General features: G+C 72.6%; 16 protein-coding genes. 8 read left to right on the top strand and 8 right to left on the bottom strand.

Annotated elements, in window-relative coordinates:
* The first annotated feature begins 78 nt into the window (after positions 1-78).
* The 6 genes from AC07DS_RS28960 (at position 79) to AC07DS_RS28935 (ending at position 7,638) form a co-directional block, all read left to right on the top strand.
* On the top strand, positions 79-2,682 hold the full coding sequence (locus AC07DS_RS28960; RefSeq protein WP_479149937.1) for an MXAN_6230/SCO0854 family RING domain-containing protein: 2,604 nt from the start codon (positions 79-81) through the stop codon (positions 2,680-2,682).
* Between the two features lie 151 nt (positions 2,683-2,833).
* Positions 2,834-3,820 carry a DEDDh family exonuclease gene (locus AC07DS_RS28955; RefSeq protein ID WP_479149934.1) on the top strand — a complete coding sequence of 329 codons (987 nt, stop codon included), beginning with the start codon at positions 2,834-2,836 and terminating at the stop codon, positions 3,818-3,820.
* Positions 3,821-3,912: 92 nt separating this feature from the next.
* On the top strand, positions 3,913-4,146 hold the full coding sequence (locus tag AC07DS_RS28950) for a hypothetical protein (protein WP_479149932.1): 234 nt from the start codon (positions 3,913-3,915) through the stop codon (positions 4,144-4,146).
* Between the two features lie 49 nt (positions 4,147-4,195).
* Entirely contained in the window at positions 4,196-4,993 is a 798-nt protein-coding gene (locus tag AC07DS_RS28945; RefSeq protein WP_479149930.1) for an SURF1 family cytochrome oxidase biogenesis protein, read from the top strand.
* A gap of 78 nt (positions 4,994-5,071) precedes the next feature.
* A complete protein-coding gene (locus tag AC07DS_RS28940; protein WP_479149929.1) occupies positions 5,072-6,877 on the top strand; it encodes a glycoside hydrolase family 15 protein in 1,806 nt (601 codons plus the stop codon).
* A 5-nt stretch (positions 6,878-6,882) separates the two neighbouring features.
* The gene (locus tag AC07DS_RS28935; RefSeq protein ID WP_479149927.1) at positions 6,883-7,638 is read left to right on the top strand and encodes an SDR family oxidoreductase; all 756 of its coding nucleotides are present in this window, start codon (positions 6,883-6,885) and stop codon (positions 7,636-7,638) included.
* A gap of 12 nt (positions 7,639-7,650) precedes the next feature.
* Here AC07DS_RS28935 and amaP read toward each other — a convergent pair whose 3' ends face one another.
* From amaP to AC07DS_RS28910, 5 genes are read right to left on the bottom strand one after another with little or no spacing between them, the layout of a single operon-like run.
* Positions 7,651-8,232: an alkaline shock response membrane anchor protein AmaP gene (gene amaP / locus AC07DS_RS28930; protein ID WP_479149925.1), complete on the bottom strand. Its 582-nt coding sequence runs from the start codon at positions 8,230-8,232 to the stop codon at positions 7,651-7,653.
* A 5-nt stretch (positions 8,233-8,237) separates the two neighbouring features.
* Complete coding sequence (locus AC07DS_RS28925; RefSeq protein WP_479149923.1) at positions 8,238-8,876, bottom strand: DUF6286 domain-containing protein; 639 nt, start codon at positions 8,874-8,876, stop codon at positions 8,238-8,240.
* Positions 8,873-9,280, bottom strand: coding sequence for an Asp23/Gls24 family envelope stress response protein (locus AC07DS_RS28920; RefSeq protein WP_479149921.1), 408 nt, complete (start codon positions 9,278-9,280; stop codon positions 8,873-8,875). The genes AC07DS_RS28925 and AC07DS_RS28920 overlap by 4 nt, the downstream gene beginning before the upstream one ends.
* 5 nt (positions 9,281-9,285) lie before the next feature.
* Entirely contained in the window at positions 9,286-9,480 is a 195-nt protein-coding gene (locus tag AC07DS_RS28915) for a hypothetical protein (protein WP_479149920.1), read from the bottom strand.
* A 41-nt stretch (positions 9,481-9,521) separates the two neighbouring features.
* Complete coding sequence (locus AC07DS_RS28910; protein ID WP_479149918.1) at positions 9,522-9,995, bottom strand: Asp23/Gls24 family envelope stress response protein; 474 nt, start codon at positions 9,993-9,995, stop codon at positions 9,522-9,524.
* Positions 9,996-10,082: 87 nt separating this feature from the next.
* On the opposite strand from AC07DS_RS28910, the gene AC07DS_RS28905 reads away from it, so the two are divergent.
* Positions 10,083-10,808 carry a nucleopolyhedrovirus P10 family protein gene (locus AC07DS_RS28905; protein WP_479149916.1) on the top strand — a complete coding sequence of 242 codons (726 nt, stop codon included), beginning with the start codon at positions 10,083-10,085 and terminating at the stop codon, positions 10,806-10,808.
* A gap of 13 nt (positions 10,809-10,821) precedes the next feature.
* On the opposite strand, the gene AC07DS_RS28900 is transcribed toward AC07DS_RS28905, so the two are convergent.
* The 3 genes from AC07DS_RS28900 to AC07DS_RS28890 all read right to left on the bottom strand — a co-directional run bounded on the left by AC07DS_RS28900 (position 10,822) and on the right by AC07DS_RS28890 (position 13,910).
* Positions 10,822-11,625, bottom strand: coding sequence for an enoyl-CoA hydratase/isomerase family protein (locus AC07DS_RS28900; RefSeq protein ID WP_479149914.1), 804 nt, complete (start codon positions 11,623-11,625; stop codon positions 10,822-10,824).
* Positions 11,626-11,754: 129 nt separating this feature from the next.
* Positions 11,755-11,976 carry a helix-turn-helix domain-containing protein gene (locus AC07DS_RS28895; protein WP_004002281.1) on the bottom strand — a complete coding sequence of 74 codons (222 nt, stop codon included), beginning with the start codon at positions 11,974-11,976 and terminating at the stop codon, positions 11,755-11,757.
* Positions 11,977-12,311: 335 nt separating this feature from the next.
* Positions 12,312-13,910: an ABC-F family ATP-binding cassette domain-containing protein gene (locus AC07DS_RS28890; protein ID WP_479149913.1), complete on the bottom strand. Its 1,599-nt coding sequence runs from the start codon at positions 13,908-13,910 to the stop codon at positions 12,312-12,314.
* A 282-nt stretch (positions 13,911-14,192) separates the two neighbouring features.
* Between AC07DS_RS28890 and AC07DS_RS28885 the strand changes: the two genes are divergently transcribed.
* Positions 14,193-14,603 (top strand): VOC family protein, encoded by a 411-nt coding sequence (locus tag AC07DS_RS28885; RefSeq protein WP_479149911.1) that lies wholly within the window; start codon positions 14,193-14,195, stop codon positions 14,601-14,603.
* Positions 14,604-14,618 lie beyond the last annotated feature (15 nt).

Raw genomic sequence — 14,618 nt, 5'->3', positions numbered from 1 at the left:
AGCGCGCTCACTCTCCGCCTCCGCCTCGACCACCTCCTTTCGGCCTTCTGCCGCCTTCCTTCCGTCGGGGGATTCCGCTTGTCCGAACTGTCGTCCGTGCTGCTCCGCCGCCTCCGTACCGTCTACGTCGACCAGGCCGGACCACGCCCGGGCGATCCGTCGACGGCGGAGGGACTCGTCGCCCTGGAGGGCGAACTGCTCGACCGGGGATTCGCACCGACGGCACAGCTGCGCGCGGCCCTGGCCTGGCTGGGGCCCACGGGGCTCGCGGACGCGGGCCGGCAGCTGATCCGGCACATCGACGCCGAGCTGGGCGCCGACCGCACCCACATGCCCCTGTTCCGCAGCTTCCCGGCCTCCGTCCCGGACGACACGTTCCAGCTGTACGTCGACCGGGTCTTCACCCTGCTGCTGCAGTGGCCCGCGCAGCCCTGCGTGCTGTGCGGCACGGTGGGCGGCGTGCACCCGGTGGCCCCCTGCGCGCACCTCGTGTGCCGCGCCTGCTGGGACGGCGCGGACTACACGGGCTGCCCGCTGTGCCACCGCCGGATCGACCCCGCCGATCCCTTCCTGGTGCCGGCCGAACCGCGCCGCCCGCGCGATGTGCCGGCCGGTCCGCTGAAGCTGCTCGCGCTCGGCACGGACCGCGCGGCGGACACGGTGCACACCCTGCGGACCCTGCTGGCCCGCCGCACGCCCCTGCCGCCGCAGGACCGCGCCGCCCTGAAGGTGCTGCTGGACCACGCCCCCGCGGACCTCGGCTGGCTGCCCGAGGAGATCCCGGTCCGTGAGACCAAGGCGTTCGTCCTGGGCACGCTGCTGGCCGACCGGCACACGCGCGCGGCCGTCACCGAGCTGTTTTCCGCGTATCTGACCACCGCGACGGACGTCCTGCGCCTGCTGTGCGTGTGGTCGGGCGGCGAGGGGGACCTGCTGGAGCCGCCGCGGCTGTGCTCGCTGCCCCGCGCGCTGCGCGGCCGGCTGCTCGCCGTGCTCGACGCTCTGGCGGTGCCGTCGCTCGTGGAGGACGTGCTGCGGCACCCGGGCCCGTGGAAGCGGGCCGCCGAGATCCTGCACCCCTTCGAGCACCACGCCCGCCACCCGCGGGCCGCCCTCGCCCTCGCCGTCCTGCGCGGCACCGACACCGCCGGCACCGCCCTGGGCGAGGCGCTGCTGCGCACGGCCGCCGAGCACCCGGAGGCCGTACGGGTCGCCGGCGACCGCATCCGGGCGGCCACCTGGGGCGCGCGGGTGGAGCAGTCGCTGCACGAGCGGGACGCAGGGGCCGCCCTGGCCCTCCTCGCACAACGCCCCGGCGAGCTGCTGCGCCGCCTCGACCACCTGCTGCGGCTGCGCGAACTCGACACACTGCCCGAGGAGTTCACGGACGTGCTGCGCCGTGCCCTGCCCAAGGCGGGCCCCGGGCCGCTGCTCTCCGCGCTGGGCCGGATGCGGATCCGTCATCTGCCCGGCGAGCGGCGGGTGTTCTTCCCGCGCGGGCAGGTGACGCACGCGTTCACGGTCGACGACACACGGGCGCCGCTCGCCGCGTCGGTCACCGCGCGCGCGTGCGCGCTGCTGGAGGCCGAGGCGCTGCGCCGGCTGGCCGACCGGCCCCGGTTCGACCTGGCGGTGCTCGACTCGGCGCTCGCCGGGCTCGCGGTGCCCGCCGCCGAGCGGACCGCCGCCAAGGCGCTGGTGTCGGTGCCGCGCGGCAGCACCCAGCCGCTGCCCGAGGGCGCGGTGCTGCGGCTCTTCCTGCACTGGATGCAGCCGGTGAAGACACGCGTGGACCTGGACCTGTCGGTGGCCCTGTACGACGAGGACTGGGAGTTCGCCGGCCTGTGCGACTACACGAACCTGGTGTACGGCGAGCGGAGTGCCGTGCACTCCGGTGACCTGACGTCGGCACCCGCGCCGGACGGCGCGACCGAGTACGTCGACCTGGACCTCGCGGCGCTCGGCGAGCGGGGGGTGCGGTACGCGGTGCCGGTCGTCTTCAGCTTCAACAACATCCCGTTCGAGGAGCTGCTCGACGCCTTCGCGGGCTTCATGGCGCTGCCGTCGGCGGCCGAGGAGGCGCGCGGTGCCGGGTACCACCCGCGCACGGTGCGCCAGCGTTACGACCTGGCGGGCGACTCACGCATCCATGTGCCGATGCTGGTCGACCTGCGCCACCGCACGTTCCTGTGGACGGACCTCCACCTGCCGTCGGACGACGGCTTCCACAACGTGTACCGGCACGGCGCGGACCTGGGCCGCGTCGGCCGGGACCTGTTCCAGTACTTCGCGTCCGGCCGTACGACGCTGTGGGACCTCGCGGTGTGGCACGCGGCGGCCCGCGGTGACGAGGTGCTGGTCGTCCGGCGGGCACCCGACCTGCGCGCCGTCGACGAACTGTGGCACTACCGGCGCCACGAAGGGGAGCCGGACACCGTGTTCGCCGCCCGGGTGCGGGCCCTGGAGCCGCCGGAGCGGCGGGAGCCCGCGACGGACGCGGCGGACGCCGACACGCGTGCGGGTGAAGCCGCCGCGAAGAAGCATGTGTTGCTCGCGCTGGTGCACGGCGGGGTGGCGCCGGAGGGCGCGACCGGCGCGGTGTACCGGCTGCTGCCCGGCCCGGCCGACGGCTGCGGTCTGGAGCCGCTGGCGGCCGGGGACCTGGTGGCCGCGCTGGGCTGACGCGGGCCGTCCGCCCCGAACTGTGCCGCTGGTCCGCCGCCTTGCGGCCGCCGCACGCGCGTGCGGCGGCCGAGCGGGAGGGCGAGCGCGAGGGGCGGGTCCGGCCCCTGCGGGACAGCACTGTCGGTCGCGGCCCGTATCCTCAATGACCATGCTCGAAGACCGTGCGACCGCAGTGTCCTCCCCCACCCAGTGGCCGGCCGCGTATCCGAAGGGATACGCGGTCGTTGACGTGGAGACCACCGGCCTGGCCCGGGACGACCGGATCATCTCCGCCGCCGTCTACCGGCTGGACGAGCGCGGCGAGGTCGAGGACCACTGGTACACCCTGGTCAACCCGGAGCGCGATCCGGGCCCCGTGTGGATACACGGTCTGACGAGCGAGGTGCTCGAAGGGGCGCCGCTGTTCGCGGACGTCGCCGAGGAGTTCGCCGCCCGGCTGGACGGCCGGGTGCTGGTCGCGCACAACGCGGTCTTCGACTGGCAGATGATCGCGCGCGAGTACGCGCGCGCGGAGCGCGAGGCGCCGGTGCGGCAGCGGCTGTGCACCATCGCGCTGTCCAAGGAGCTGGCGCTGCCGCTGCCCAACTTCAAGCTGGAGTCGCTGGCGGCACACTTCGGTGTCGTACAGCAGCGGGCACACCACGCGCTGGACGACGCGCGCGTGCTCGCCGAGGCGTTCCGGCCCAGTCTGCGGGCCGCGGCGGCGGGCGGCGTACGGCTGCCGCTGCTGGAGTGCCGGCCGCTGACGGAGTGGTCGGACACCCCTCGAATCGGCCGGCAGGCGACCGGGGGCTACGGCGGTTACCGGCAGTCCGGCTGGCGCCCGTCCCGGAAGCGGCCCGCCTGCCCCTACCCCAACCCGGGCCGGTACGAAGACGGCAAACACCTCAAACAGGGCATGCGGGTGGCGTTCTCCGGGGACACCTCCACCGAGCGTGAGCTGCTTGAGGACCGGGCGACCGAGGCCGGGCTGCACGTGGCGACGAGCCTGTCCCGGCTGACCAGCCTGCTGGTCACCAACGACCCCGACTCGGGCACCTCGAAGGTGGTCAAGGCGCGCCAGTTCGGCACGCCGGTCGTCGACGAGGCCGCGTTCGGGCAGCTGCTGAGGGACGTCGACCCCGCCGACGGGTGAGCGGACGCCGGACCCGTACGGATGGGTGATTCGCCGCGACTCGCCCGGCGCCCGCCGCCCCACGAGGCGGGCGACGGCTCACCCTGTGGCGCATGGCGAATTGCGAAGTCTGTGGCAATGACTACGGGATGACCTTCGAGGTCCACGCACAGGGTGCTGTGCACGTGTTCGACTGCTTCTCCTGTGCGATCCACCGCATGGCCCCGGTCTGCGAGCACTGCAAGGTCTCGATCATCGGCCAGGGCGTGGAGGCGGACGGCAGCTTCTTCTGCGGCGCCCACTGCGCCCGCGCCGAGGGAAAGGTGGGCATCGTCGACCGCGTCTGACCCGGCACCCGCCCGATCGCACCCCACGACCGAGTTGTACCGTCGTGGGGTGCACCGCTACCGCTTTCTGCTGACCCTCCAGTGGGTGATCCTCACCCTCGTCGCGATCGCGCTGATCCCGACGATGATCAGGCTCGGCTTCTGGCAGCAGCACCGGTACGAGGAGCGCACCGCCCGCAACGACCTGGTCTCCCGGGCTCTGCACGCCGAGCCGGTCCCCGTGGAGCGGCTCACCTCCCCCGGGCACGCCGTGACCCGCACCGAGAAGTACCGCACGGTCACCGCGACCGGCACCTTCGACCCCTCCCGGGAGGTCGTGGTCCGCCGCCGGACCAACTCCGACGACGAGGTCGGCTTCCACGTCCTGACCCCGTTCGTCCTGTCGGACGGCAAGGTGCTGCTGGTCAACCGTGGCTGGATCCCCGCGAACGGCGTGCAGACGGCGTTCCCCGAGATTCCGGCGCCGCCCGCCGGCCGGACCACCATCACCGGGCGGCTCAAGGCCGACGAGACCACCGCGGCGAGCGGCATCAGGAACGTCAAGGGCCTGCCGGACCGGCAGGTCATGCTGATCAACAGCGCCGAGGAGGCGCGACGGCTCGGCGCACAGGTGCTCGGCGGCTACGTCGAGCAGACGGCGCCCGAGCCCAGGGGCGACTCCCCGGAGCAGATCTCCGACCCCGGCACCGAGGACGCCCCGCTGAACTACGCGTACATGCTCCAGTGGTGGCTGTTCGCCGCGGGTGTCCCGGTGGGCTGGTGGTTCCTGGTCCGGCGCGAGATCCGCGACCGCGCGGAGGCCGCGGCCGAGGAGACGCCCGAGGAGGCGGAACCGGCCGCCGTGTGATCCCCGGCGCCCGGAGATCCGTCACTCCCCCGGCGCACCCCCGGATTGGCCACCGGGTCCCCTGGGAACCCGCATCCCGTGAACGCGCGCATCGAGGACTACGCCCTCATCGGTGACGAGCAGACCGCGGCGCTGGTCGGCAGGGACGGCTCGATCGACTGGCTGTGCCTGCCCCGCTTCGACTCCGGCGCCTGTTTCGCCCGGATCCTGGGAGACGAGGACAACGGCCACTGGCGGATCGCGCCGAACGGCGCGGACACCTGCACCCGCCGCGCCTACCGGCCCGACACCCTCGTCCTGGACACCGAGTGGGAGACCCCCGAGGGCACGGTGCGCGTCACCGACCTGATGCCGCAGCGCGACCGCGCCCCCGACGTCGTACGCATCGTGGAGGGCGTCAGCGGGCGCGTCACCGTGCACAGCACGCTCCGCCTGCGCTTCGACTACGGCTCGATCGTGCCGTGGGTGCGCCGCGCGGACGGCCACCGGGTGGCCGTCGCCGGCCCGGACTCGGCGTGGCTGCGCACCGAACCGCCCGTGCGCACCTGGGGCGAGCGCATGGCGACACACTCGGAGTTCACCGTCGCCGAGGGCGAGCGGGTCGCCTTCGTGCTGACCTGGCACCCCTCGCACCAGCCGCGGCCCGCGCTCGTCGATCCGTACGAGGCGCTGAGCATCAGCGTGCGGGACTGGCGGCGCTGGACGGCCCGCTGCCGCTACGAGGGGCCGCACCGGGACGCCGTCGTACGGTCCCTGATCACGCTCAAGGCCCTCACCTACGCGCCGACGGGCGGGATCGTCGCCGCGGCCACCACCTCGCTGCCCGAGGAACTGGGCGGTGTGCGCAACTGGGACTACCGCTACTGCTGGCTGCGCGACGCCACCCTGACCCTCGGCGCCCTGCTCTCCGCGGGCTACCACCGGGAGGCCGAGGCCTGGCGCGACTGGCTGCTCCGCGCGGTCGCCGGCGACCCGGCGGACCTGCAGATCATGTACGGCCTGGCGGGCGAGCGACGGCTGACGGAGTGGGAGGCGCACTGGCTGTCCGGGTTCGCCGAGTCCGCACCCGTGCGGATCGGCAACGAAGCCGTCGAGCAGCTACAGCTGGACGTGTACGGCGAGGTCATGGACTCGCTGTACCTGGCCCGCGAGACAGGACTGAGCACCAAGCCCCACATGTGGTCGCTGCAGTGCGCGCTGATGACGTTCCTGGAGTCGGCGTGGCGCCAGCCCGACGAGGGCCTGTGGGAGGTGCGCGGCGGCCGACGGCAGTTCGTGCACTCGAAGGTGATGGTGTGGGTGGCCGCCGACCGCGCCGTACGGACGCTGGAGAAGTATCCGAACCTGAACGGCGATCTGGACGGCTGGCGGGCGATGCGCGACGCGGTGCACCGGGAGGTGTGCGAGCAGGGCTTCGACCGCCGGCGGGGCACCTTCACCCAGTACTACGGCTCGCGCGAGCTGGATGCCTCGCTGCTGCTGATCCCGCGGGTCGGTTTCCTGCCCCCCGACGACCCCCGTGTGATCGGCACGGTCGACGCGATCCGCGAGGACCTGGGCCACGGCGGCTTCGTGCGCCGTTACGACACGGACGCCGTCGGCGTCGACGGGATGCCGGGCGGCGAGGGCGCCTTCCTCGCCTGCTCGTTCTGGCTCGCCGACGCCCTGCACATGACGGGCCGCACCGACGAGGCACGGGAGCTGTTCGAGCGGCTGGTCGGCCTCGCCAACGACGTGGGGCTGCTGGCCGAGGAGTACGACCCGGAGCTGCGCCGCCAGGTGGGCAACTACCCGCAGGCGTTCAGCCACATCGCGCTGGTGAACACCGCCCTCACGCTGTTCGGGCACGGAGGGGACCGGAACGCGGGGCACGGGGCAGGATAGGGGCCATGGATCTTGGACTGAAGGACCGGGTGTACATCGTCACGGGCGCCACCCGCGGGCTGGGCAACGCCGCCGCGCGGGAGCTGGTCGCCGACGGGGCGAAGGTGGTCATCACCGGCCGTGACGACAAGCGGGTGGCCGACGCGGCCGCCGAACTGGGCGGGAACGCGGTCGGCGTGGCCGTCGACAACTCCGACGCGGGGGCGCCCGAGCGGCTGATCGCGGCCGCCCGGGAGCACTTCGGCGGCTTCCACGGCGTCCTGGTGAGCGTCGGCGGGCCGCCGCCCGGTTTCGTCGCGGACAACACGGACGAGCAGTGGCGGAACTCGTTCGATTCGGTGTTCCTCGGCGCGGTCCGGTTCGCCCGCGCGGCGGCGGCCGAGCTGGAGCCGGGCGGGGTCATCGGGTTCGTGCTGTCCGGGTCGGTGCACGAGCCGATTCCCGCGCTGACGATCTCCAACGGGCTGCGGCCCGGGCTCGCCGGGTTCGCCAAGTCCATCGCGGACGAGTTGGGGCCGCGCGGGATCCGGGTCGTGGGGTTGCTGCCGGCGCGGATCGACACGGACCGGGTGCGTGAGCTCGACGCGTTGTCCGCCGATCCCGAGGCCACTCGGGCGGCGAACGAGTCCCGGATTCCGTTGCGCCGGTACGGGACGCCCGATGAATTCGGGCGGGTGTCCGCGTTCCTGCTGTCCCCGGCGGCCTCCTATCTGACGGGGATCATGGTGCCCGTGGACGGGGGCATGAGGCACGGGTTCTGAGGGTTCGCGGTATCAAGTCACCCTCTCCGCACGGTGCTTCACCGCCCTCAGCTGTACTTCCGCCGGAAGTGCGGCCAAGCCCGCCGACTCGCGTGCGTTCGTCAGCGCCCGGGCCGTGAAGTCGATCAGTGCTGTTCCGGGGTCCACGTCCGGTTCCAGCCGGAGCCACGCGCGCACCGCGGGCGTGGTACGGCGGCCCGTCAGCAGGGTCTCGGTGTGGGTCACGCCCTGTTGGCCGGCCGCGTCGGCGGCCAGCGCCGACTCCACGGCCTTGCCGCGGAGCAGGGCGCCCTCGCCGTCGCCGGTGTCGACCAGGATCTCGGTCAGACGGCGCCGGCGCAGGATCGCGGTGAGCCACCACAGGGCGAGCAGCACGAGGACGGCCAGTGCGGCGATGACCGTCGGCCACCACCATCCGGCCTGCCGCCAGCGGGTGCGCCCGGCCTTGCCGAGCAGGACGTCGTGCGGGCCGGTGTGCAGCCACCAGTGCGGTGGTGGTGCGCCCAGGCCCACGGCCAGCACCGCGCCGCCCAGGGCGAGCAGCAGCAGGCCCACGAGTCCGAGCAGGACGCGGTTGACGGTACCCCTGCGCATCCGCCTCACCCCTTCGGTCCGGGGCGTCGGACGTGCACCGACAGCGCGGGTGGCCGGGACAGTCCGAGTCCCCGGACCGCTTCGGTGAGTACGGCGTCCAGGTCGGCCTGTACCTCGTCCAGGCCGCGGAAGTGCGAGACCACGCGCACGTCGGCCCGCTTGCGCCGCATCCGCACCCGTACCGCTCGCACGCCCGAGACCTCCATGGCCCGGTCGCGCAGCACCTGGGCGGCCGCCTCGCGCCGGAGTCCGGCACGGACGTCGGGGTGCGGGCGCCGCATGGGCAGCAGGTCCCGCAGGCCGGGCGTGAGGGCGAGCACGATCAGCCAGAGGCCGAGGGCGGCGGTGACCCCCGCTCCGGCCAGCACCCAGGTGTTGTCCAGGGGCCGCTCGGCGAGCTGCCGGGCCAGGGCCCCGCGCCAGTGCATCGCCGGACGGTGGGCGCGGACGGCGGCGATGTCATAGAGGAAGACGGCCGCGCCGGCCAGGAGGCACAGGGCGACGATGCCCGCCGGGACGCGGCGGGCCGACCAGAAGCGGCCGCTGCCTTCGGGGAGCAGGGCCGGTGGGGCGTCGGGGGTCCTGTCGTTGTCGAGGACGGGCAGTCGCCGGGTGGGACTCCCGGGTGGCCGGGGCTCGCTCATCGCGTCCTCCCGTGGGGTGCGCCGGCTGCCGGTGTCCGGTGCAGCCGCTCGACCTGGACCGCGACCTCCGGCACCTGCATGCTCACCAACGCGCCTACCCGCTCGATGACTTGGCGACGCACGGCGGCACAGCGGGCGCCGATGTCGCAGGGGTAGAAGAGTTCGAGGACGACACGGACGCGGGCCGTCTCCACGGGGGTCCCCCCGCTCGAGCGAAGCCGGGAGCGGAGGACGACGACGGTGGCGTGCGGGGGCGCCGCGCCCTCGGGCAGCGGGCCGAGCGCCTCGCGTGCGGCCTGGGCGGCGATCTTCGCGACGACCCGTTCGGCGATCCGGGTGGCACCCCGCTCGCCGGGCGGCGCGAGGTCCAGGGGCCCGCGCACCGTGCCCGTCTCCGCGCTCATGGCGCTCACCGTCCGCGGTCGCGCCGGTCGCCGCGGGTGCGGAAGAAGTCGCCGAGCTCCAGGTCACCCTCCAGGAACCGGCCGGCGATGAACCCGACGGCGCCCAGCGCCGCCACCAGCAGGAAGGCTCCGAACCCGCCGAAGTACCCGGCGAACCCCAGCGCCATTCCGGCGATCATGCCGACCACGGCCATGCTCATGCAGCACTCCTCAGCTCGTCAGGTGTGCGGGGCCCGGTGCCTCACTGGATCCGGGGCGGCGCGGGCTCCTCTTCCTCTTCGTCGGGGAGCTTGACGTCGCTCACCGCGATGTTGACCTCGACGACCTCGAGTCCGGTCATCCGTTCCACGGAGGCGATCACGTTCTCCCGTACCGCGCGGGAGACATCGATGATGGACACGCCGTAGTCCACGACGATCTCCAGGTCGAGCGCCGTCTGCACCTCGCCGACCTCGGCCTTCACACCCCGGGTCACCGACTTCGCACCGCCCGGGACCCGGTCGCGCACGGCCCCGAAGGTGCGGGCCAGGCCGCTGCCCATGGCATGGACGCCGAGCACCTCCCGGGCGGCCAGTCCGGCGATCTTCTCCACGACACCGTCGGCGATGGTGGTGCGTCCCCGGGTCGCCGGGTCCCCACCGCCGCGCCTGGTGGCCTTACGGGTCGACACCTGCGGCTCGTCGTCACCGTCTGGGGTCGTCGTCATCTCGGTCATCGCCGTACGTCCCTTTCGGTCGTCGTCCTGCGACCACCGTAAGCAAGGATGCTCGGTTGCGCGCCAGGGATGCGGCAGGCTGGAGGAATGACGGCGGACCGGTGGGCGCAGGAAGTCAGGCATCAGCTGGGGCTGGGCAGGCTGCTGCCGCTCGGTGGCCCGCGCGACGGGGCGTGGATCGCCGAGGGGGCGGCCGCTGCGGTGCTGGCGCGCGCTGCGGCGACGGAGGTTCCTGACGTGCGCCTCGGCGCGCTGCGGATCACGCTCGCCGATCCGGAGGACGTCCACGAGCCCGTCGTACCGTCTCCGCCGAGCGCCCTGGGCCCGGGCGCGCTCCGGGTGACGGCGGACTTCGCGGCCACGGCCGCCGAGCCCCTGCCGGTGACGGCGTCCCGCCTGCGGCTGACGCTGGCGACGGCCGCGACGGACCGGCTGGGCCTCATGGCCACGGAGGTCGACCTGCGGGTGACGGACCTGCTCGAGGCAGCGGACGGGCAGGAGGCAGCGGTGGCCGCGCCGCAGCCGCCACCTGCCCGCGAGACCACGAACCCGGACGAGTCCCTGGTGACGGCAGCCGCGCTGTCCGTCCCCGGGGTGACCCGGCTGACGGGCTCACTCGCGGGCTTGGGCCGGGCGGTGCACGTCGAACGGCGCGCCGACGGAACCTCCCTGCCCGGCCGGCACGTACGCGTGGAGCTGGCGACCGGTACGGACCACCGGGCCGTGGACGTGGCCCGGCAGGTACGCGTGGCGGTACGGGACGCGCTGGACGATCACCCGACCGTGGCGGTGCTGGTCACGGCAGTCGGCTGACCACCGCCCTCGCTCATTCGCCGACGCCGGCCAGGTCCCGCAGCCGCCGCCCCTGGGCAGCCCGCTCGGCCGCACGCTGCTCGTCGTACGTACGACCGGCAGCACCGCGCAGCAACGCCTTGGTCTCCACCACGGCATCCCGCGGCGCAGCCGTCATCGCAGCGGCCAAGTCCCCTACCGCACCGTCCAGTTCGACGGCGGGCACGGCAAGGTTGGCCAGCCCCGACGCCACCGCTTCCGCGGCCCCGACGAACCGCCCGGTCACACAGATCTCGAGCGCGCGGGCGTACCCGACCAGGCCGACCAGCGGATGCGTGCCGGTCAGGTCCGGAACGATGCCGAGGGCGGTCTCGCGCATGGCGAACTGCACGTCGTCCGCGACGACTCGCAGGTCGCAGGCGAGCGCGAGCTGGAACCCGGCACCGATGGCGTGCCCCTGGACGGCGGCGATGGACACGATGTCGTTCCGCCGCCACCAGGTGAACGCCTCCTGGAATTCGGCGATGGACGCGTCGAGCCCGGCGTCGTCACGACGCGCGAGATCGGTGAAGGTCGGCTCGCCCGGGATCCCTTCCGGGGTGAACATCTGTCGGTCCAGCCCGGCGGAGAAGGACTTGCCCTCGCCACGCAGCACCACGACACGGACAGAGCCCGGCAGCAGCCGACCGGCCTCGGTGAGCGCCCGCCACAGAGCGGGGCTCTGCGCGTTGCGCTTGTCCGGGTTGGTCAGCGTCACCGTGGCGAGCGCGTCGTCGACGGTGAGCCGTACGCCGTCCTTGTCGAGTACAGGAGCGAGGTCCTGGTCGGGCGAAGCCATGGGGCGCCTCCGATGGGTGCGGTCATCACGCATTGCCGTAATGGCATGCTAAGTGACTGCACAGTAACCACCCGGCCGATCAGGCAACCGACCGGGTGGCCACCGTCGAAGGCGATGGGCCGCCCGGAGTCAGGACGATGCGGCCTTCTTGCCCCGGGTCGCTCCGCCACGCCCACGAAGCGTGACGCCCGACTCGCTGAGCATCCGGTGTACGAAGCCATACGAGCGGCCGGTCTCCTCGGCCAGCGCCCGGATGCTCGCACCGGAGTCGTACTTCTTCTTCAGGTCTGCCGCGAGCTTGTCGCGCGCGGCGCCGGTCACCCGGCTGCCCTTCTTCAGAGTCTCGGCCACCCGTGCCTCCTCATGGGAAGTGCGCTCTGGTCTCCTCATGATCACCCCTCCAGGGCGCGATGGCCACCCATTCGGCAAGGTCCGTGAGACATCGTCGTGACGACAGGAGCACATCCCCACATACGGAATCTGGGATTCCACAGTGGATCGCCCACGGGGCCGAACGGGTGGATTCACGAAGTGCCAGGTCAGGGACGCGAAGCGGCCGATCCCTTGAGAGCCAAGGGATCGGCCGCGAAATCGATGTACGACACACCTCGATACGAGGAGATCTCACACAGATGATGGATCACGGATCGGCCGAATGATCCATACACAGTGGATCAGTCTTTGGATCAAGCGAGAGCCACGAGATCCGCGTAGTCGGCGCCCCACAGGTCCTCGACACCGTCGGGCAGCAGGATGATCCGCTCGGGCTGGAGCGCCTCGACGGCGCCCTCGTCGTGGGTGACGAGGACGACCGCGCCCTTGTAGGTGCGCAGGGCGCCGAGGATCTCCTCGCGGCTGGCGGGGTCGAGGTTGTTGGTCGGCTCGTCCAGGAGGAGCACGTTCGCGGAGGAGACGACCAGGGTGGCGAGGGCGAGGCGGGTCTTCTCGCCGCCGGAGAGGACGCCGGCGGGCTTGTCGACGTCGTCGCCGGAGAACAGGAACGAGCCGAGCACCTTGCGGACCTCCACGAGGTCCATGTCGGGGGCGGCCGAGCGCATGTTCTCCAGGACCGTGCGGTCGGGGTCCAGCGTCTCGTGCTCCTGGGCGTAGTAGCCCATCTTGAGGCCGTGGCCGGGGCGGACCTCGCCGGTGTCGGGCTGCTCCACCCCGCCGAGCAGACGCAGCAGGGTGGTCTTGCCGGCACCGTTGAGACCGAGGATCACGACGCGCGAGCCCTTGTCGATGGCCAGGTCGACGTCGGTGAAGATCTCCAGGGAGCCGTACGACTTCGACAGGCCCTCCGCCATCAGCGGGGTCTTGCCGCAGGGCGCCGGTTCCGGGAAGCGGAGCTTGGCGACCTTGTCGGACTGGCGGACCGCCTCCAGGCCGGACAGCAGCTTGTCCGCCCGGCGGGCCATGTTCTGCGCGGCGACGGTCTTGGTGGCCTTGGCGCGCATCTTGTCGGCCTGCGCGTTGAGGGCGGCGGCCTTCTTCTCGGCGTTGGCGCGCTCGCGCTTGCGGCGCTTCTCGTCGGCCTCGCGCTGCTGCTGGTAGAGCTTCCAGCCCATGTTGTAGAAGTCGATCTGGGAGCGGTTGGCATCCAGGTAGAACACCTTGTTGACGACCGTCTCGACCAGGTCGACGTCGTGGGAGATCACGATGAAGCCGCCGCGGTAGGTCTTCAGGTAGTCGCGCAGCCAGACGATCGAGTCGGCGTCGAGGTGGTTCGTCGGCTCGTCGAGCAGCAGCGTGTCGGCGTCGGAGAAGAGGATCCGGGCCAGCTCGACACGGCGGCGCTGACCGCCGGAGAGCGTGTGCAGGGGCTGGCCGAGCACCCGGTCGGGCAGGTTGAGCGCGGCGGCGATGGTGGCGGCCTCGGCCTCGGCGGCGTACCCGCCCTTGGTGAGGAACTCGGTCTCCTGGCGCTCGTACTGCTTGAGGGCCTTCTCGCGGGTCGCGCCCTGGCCGTTGGCGATCCGCTGCTCGTTGTCGCGCATCTTGCGGATCAGCACGTCGAGGCCGCGCGCGGAGAGGATGCGGTCACGGGCGAGGACGTCGAGGTCGCCGGTGCGGGGGTCCTGCGGGAGGTAGCCGACCTCGCCGGAGCGGGCGACGTTGCCGGCGGCCGGGATGCCTTCACCGGCGAGGACCTTGGTGAGGGTGGTCTTGCCTGCGCCGTTGCGGCCGACGAGGCCGATGCGGTCGCCCTTGGCGACACGGAAGGTGGCGTTCTCGATGAGGACGCGCGCACCGGCGCGCAGCTCGATACCGGAGGCGGAGATCACGGACAGACTCCAGGGCGTACGGGATTGGGCGGTGGGCGGCTGAGGACGTTCCCGCCGTCTAATGCGCGAGGAGAATGGCCATGGGCCAAGTCTAACGGGGCCGTGCAAGCGGTTTTTCTACGTCCGCGTGTTCGGGCCGCCGTCCAGGGGCTGTTGCCCGGGAGGCGATGCCGTGACATGCACCACACTCGGGTCCGCCGAGGCGTTGTCAGTGGCGGCTGCAAGACTCGATGCGAGGACCGGACCCACGCACGAAGACCGACGCACCAAGGAGTGATCGGCATGGCAGGCACGGGCGGACGGCCGAGCATCTTTCCGACGCTGCTGTACGCGGACGCGAAGGCGGCGATCAGACAGCTCACGGAGGCCTTCGGCTTCACCGAGCTGTCGGTGTACGAGACGGAGGACGGCTCGGTGATGCACGCCGAGCTGGTCCAGGGCAACGGCGCGGTGATGGTCGGCTCCAAGGGCCGCGGCGGCCTCTTCGACACGGCGATGAAGGACGCCGGGCCCGCGGGGGTGTACGTCGTCGTGGACGATGTCGACGCCCACCACCAGCGGGCCGTGGAGCACGGCGCGGAGATCCTGATGCCCCCGACGGACCAGGACTACGGCTCGCGGGACTACATGGCCCGGGACGCCGAGGGCAACATCTGGAGCTTCGGGACGTACGCCCCCGAGATCGGCGGCTGAGCGGACCGGTCACGC

It is taken from the genome of Streptomyces sp. NPDC044064 (genome assembly GCF_056434245.1).
The sequence above is the reverse complement of the archived record's forward strand: the minus strand, read 5'-3'. Positions and strand labels throughout refer to the sequence as shown.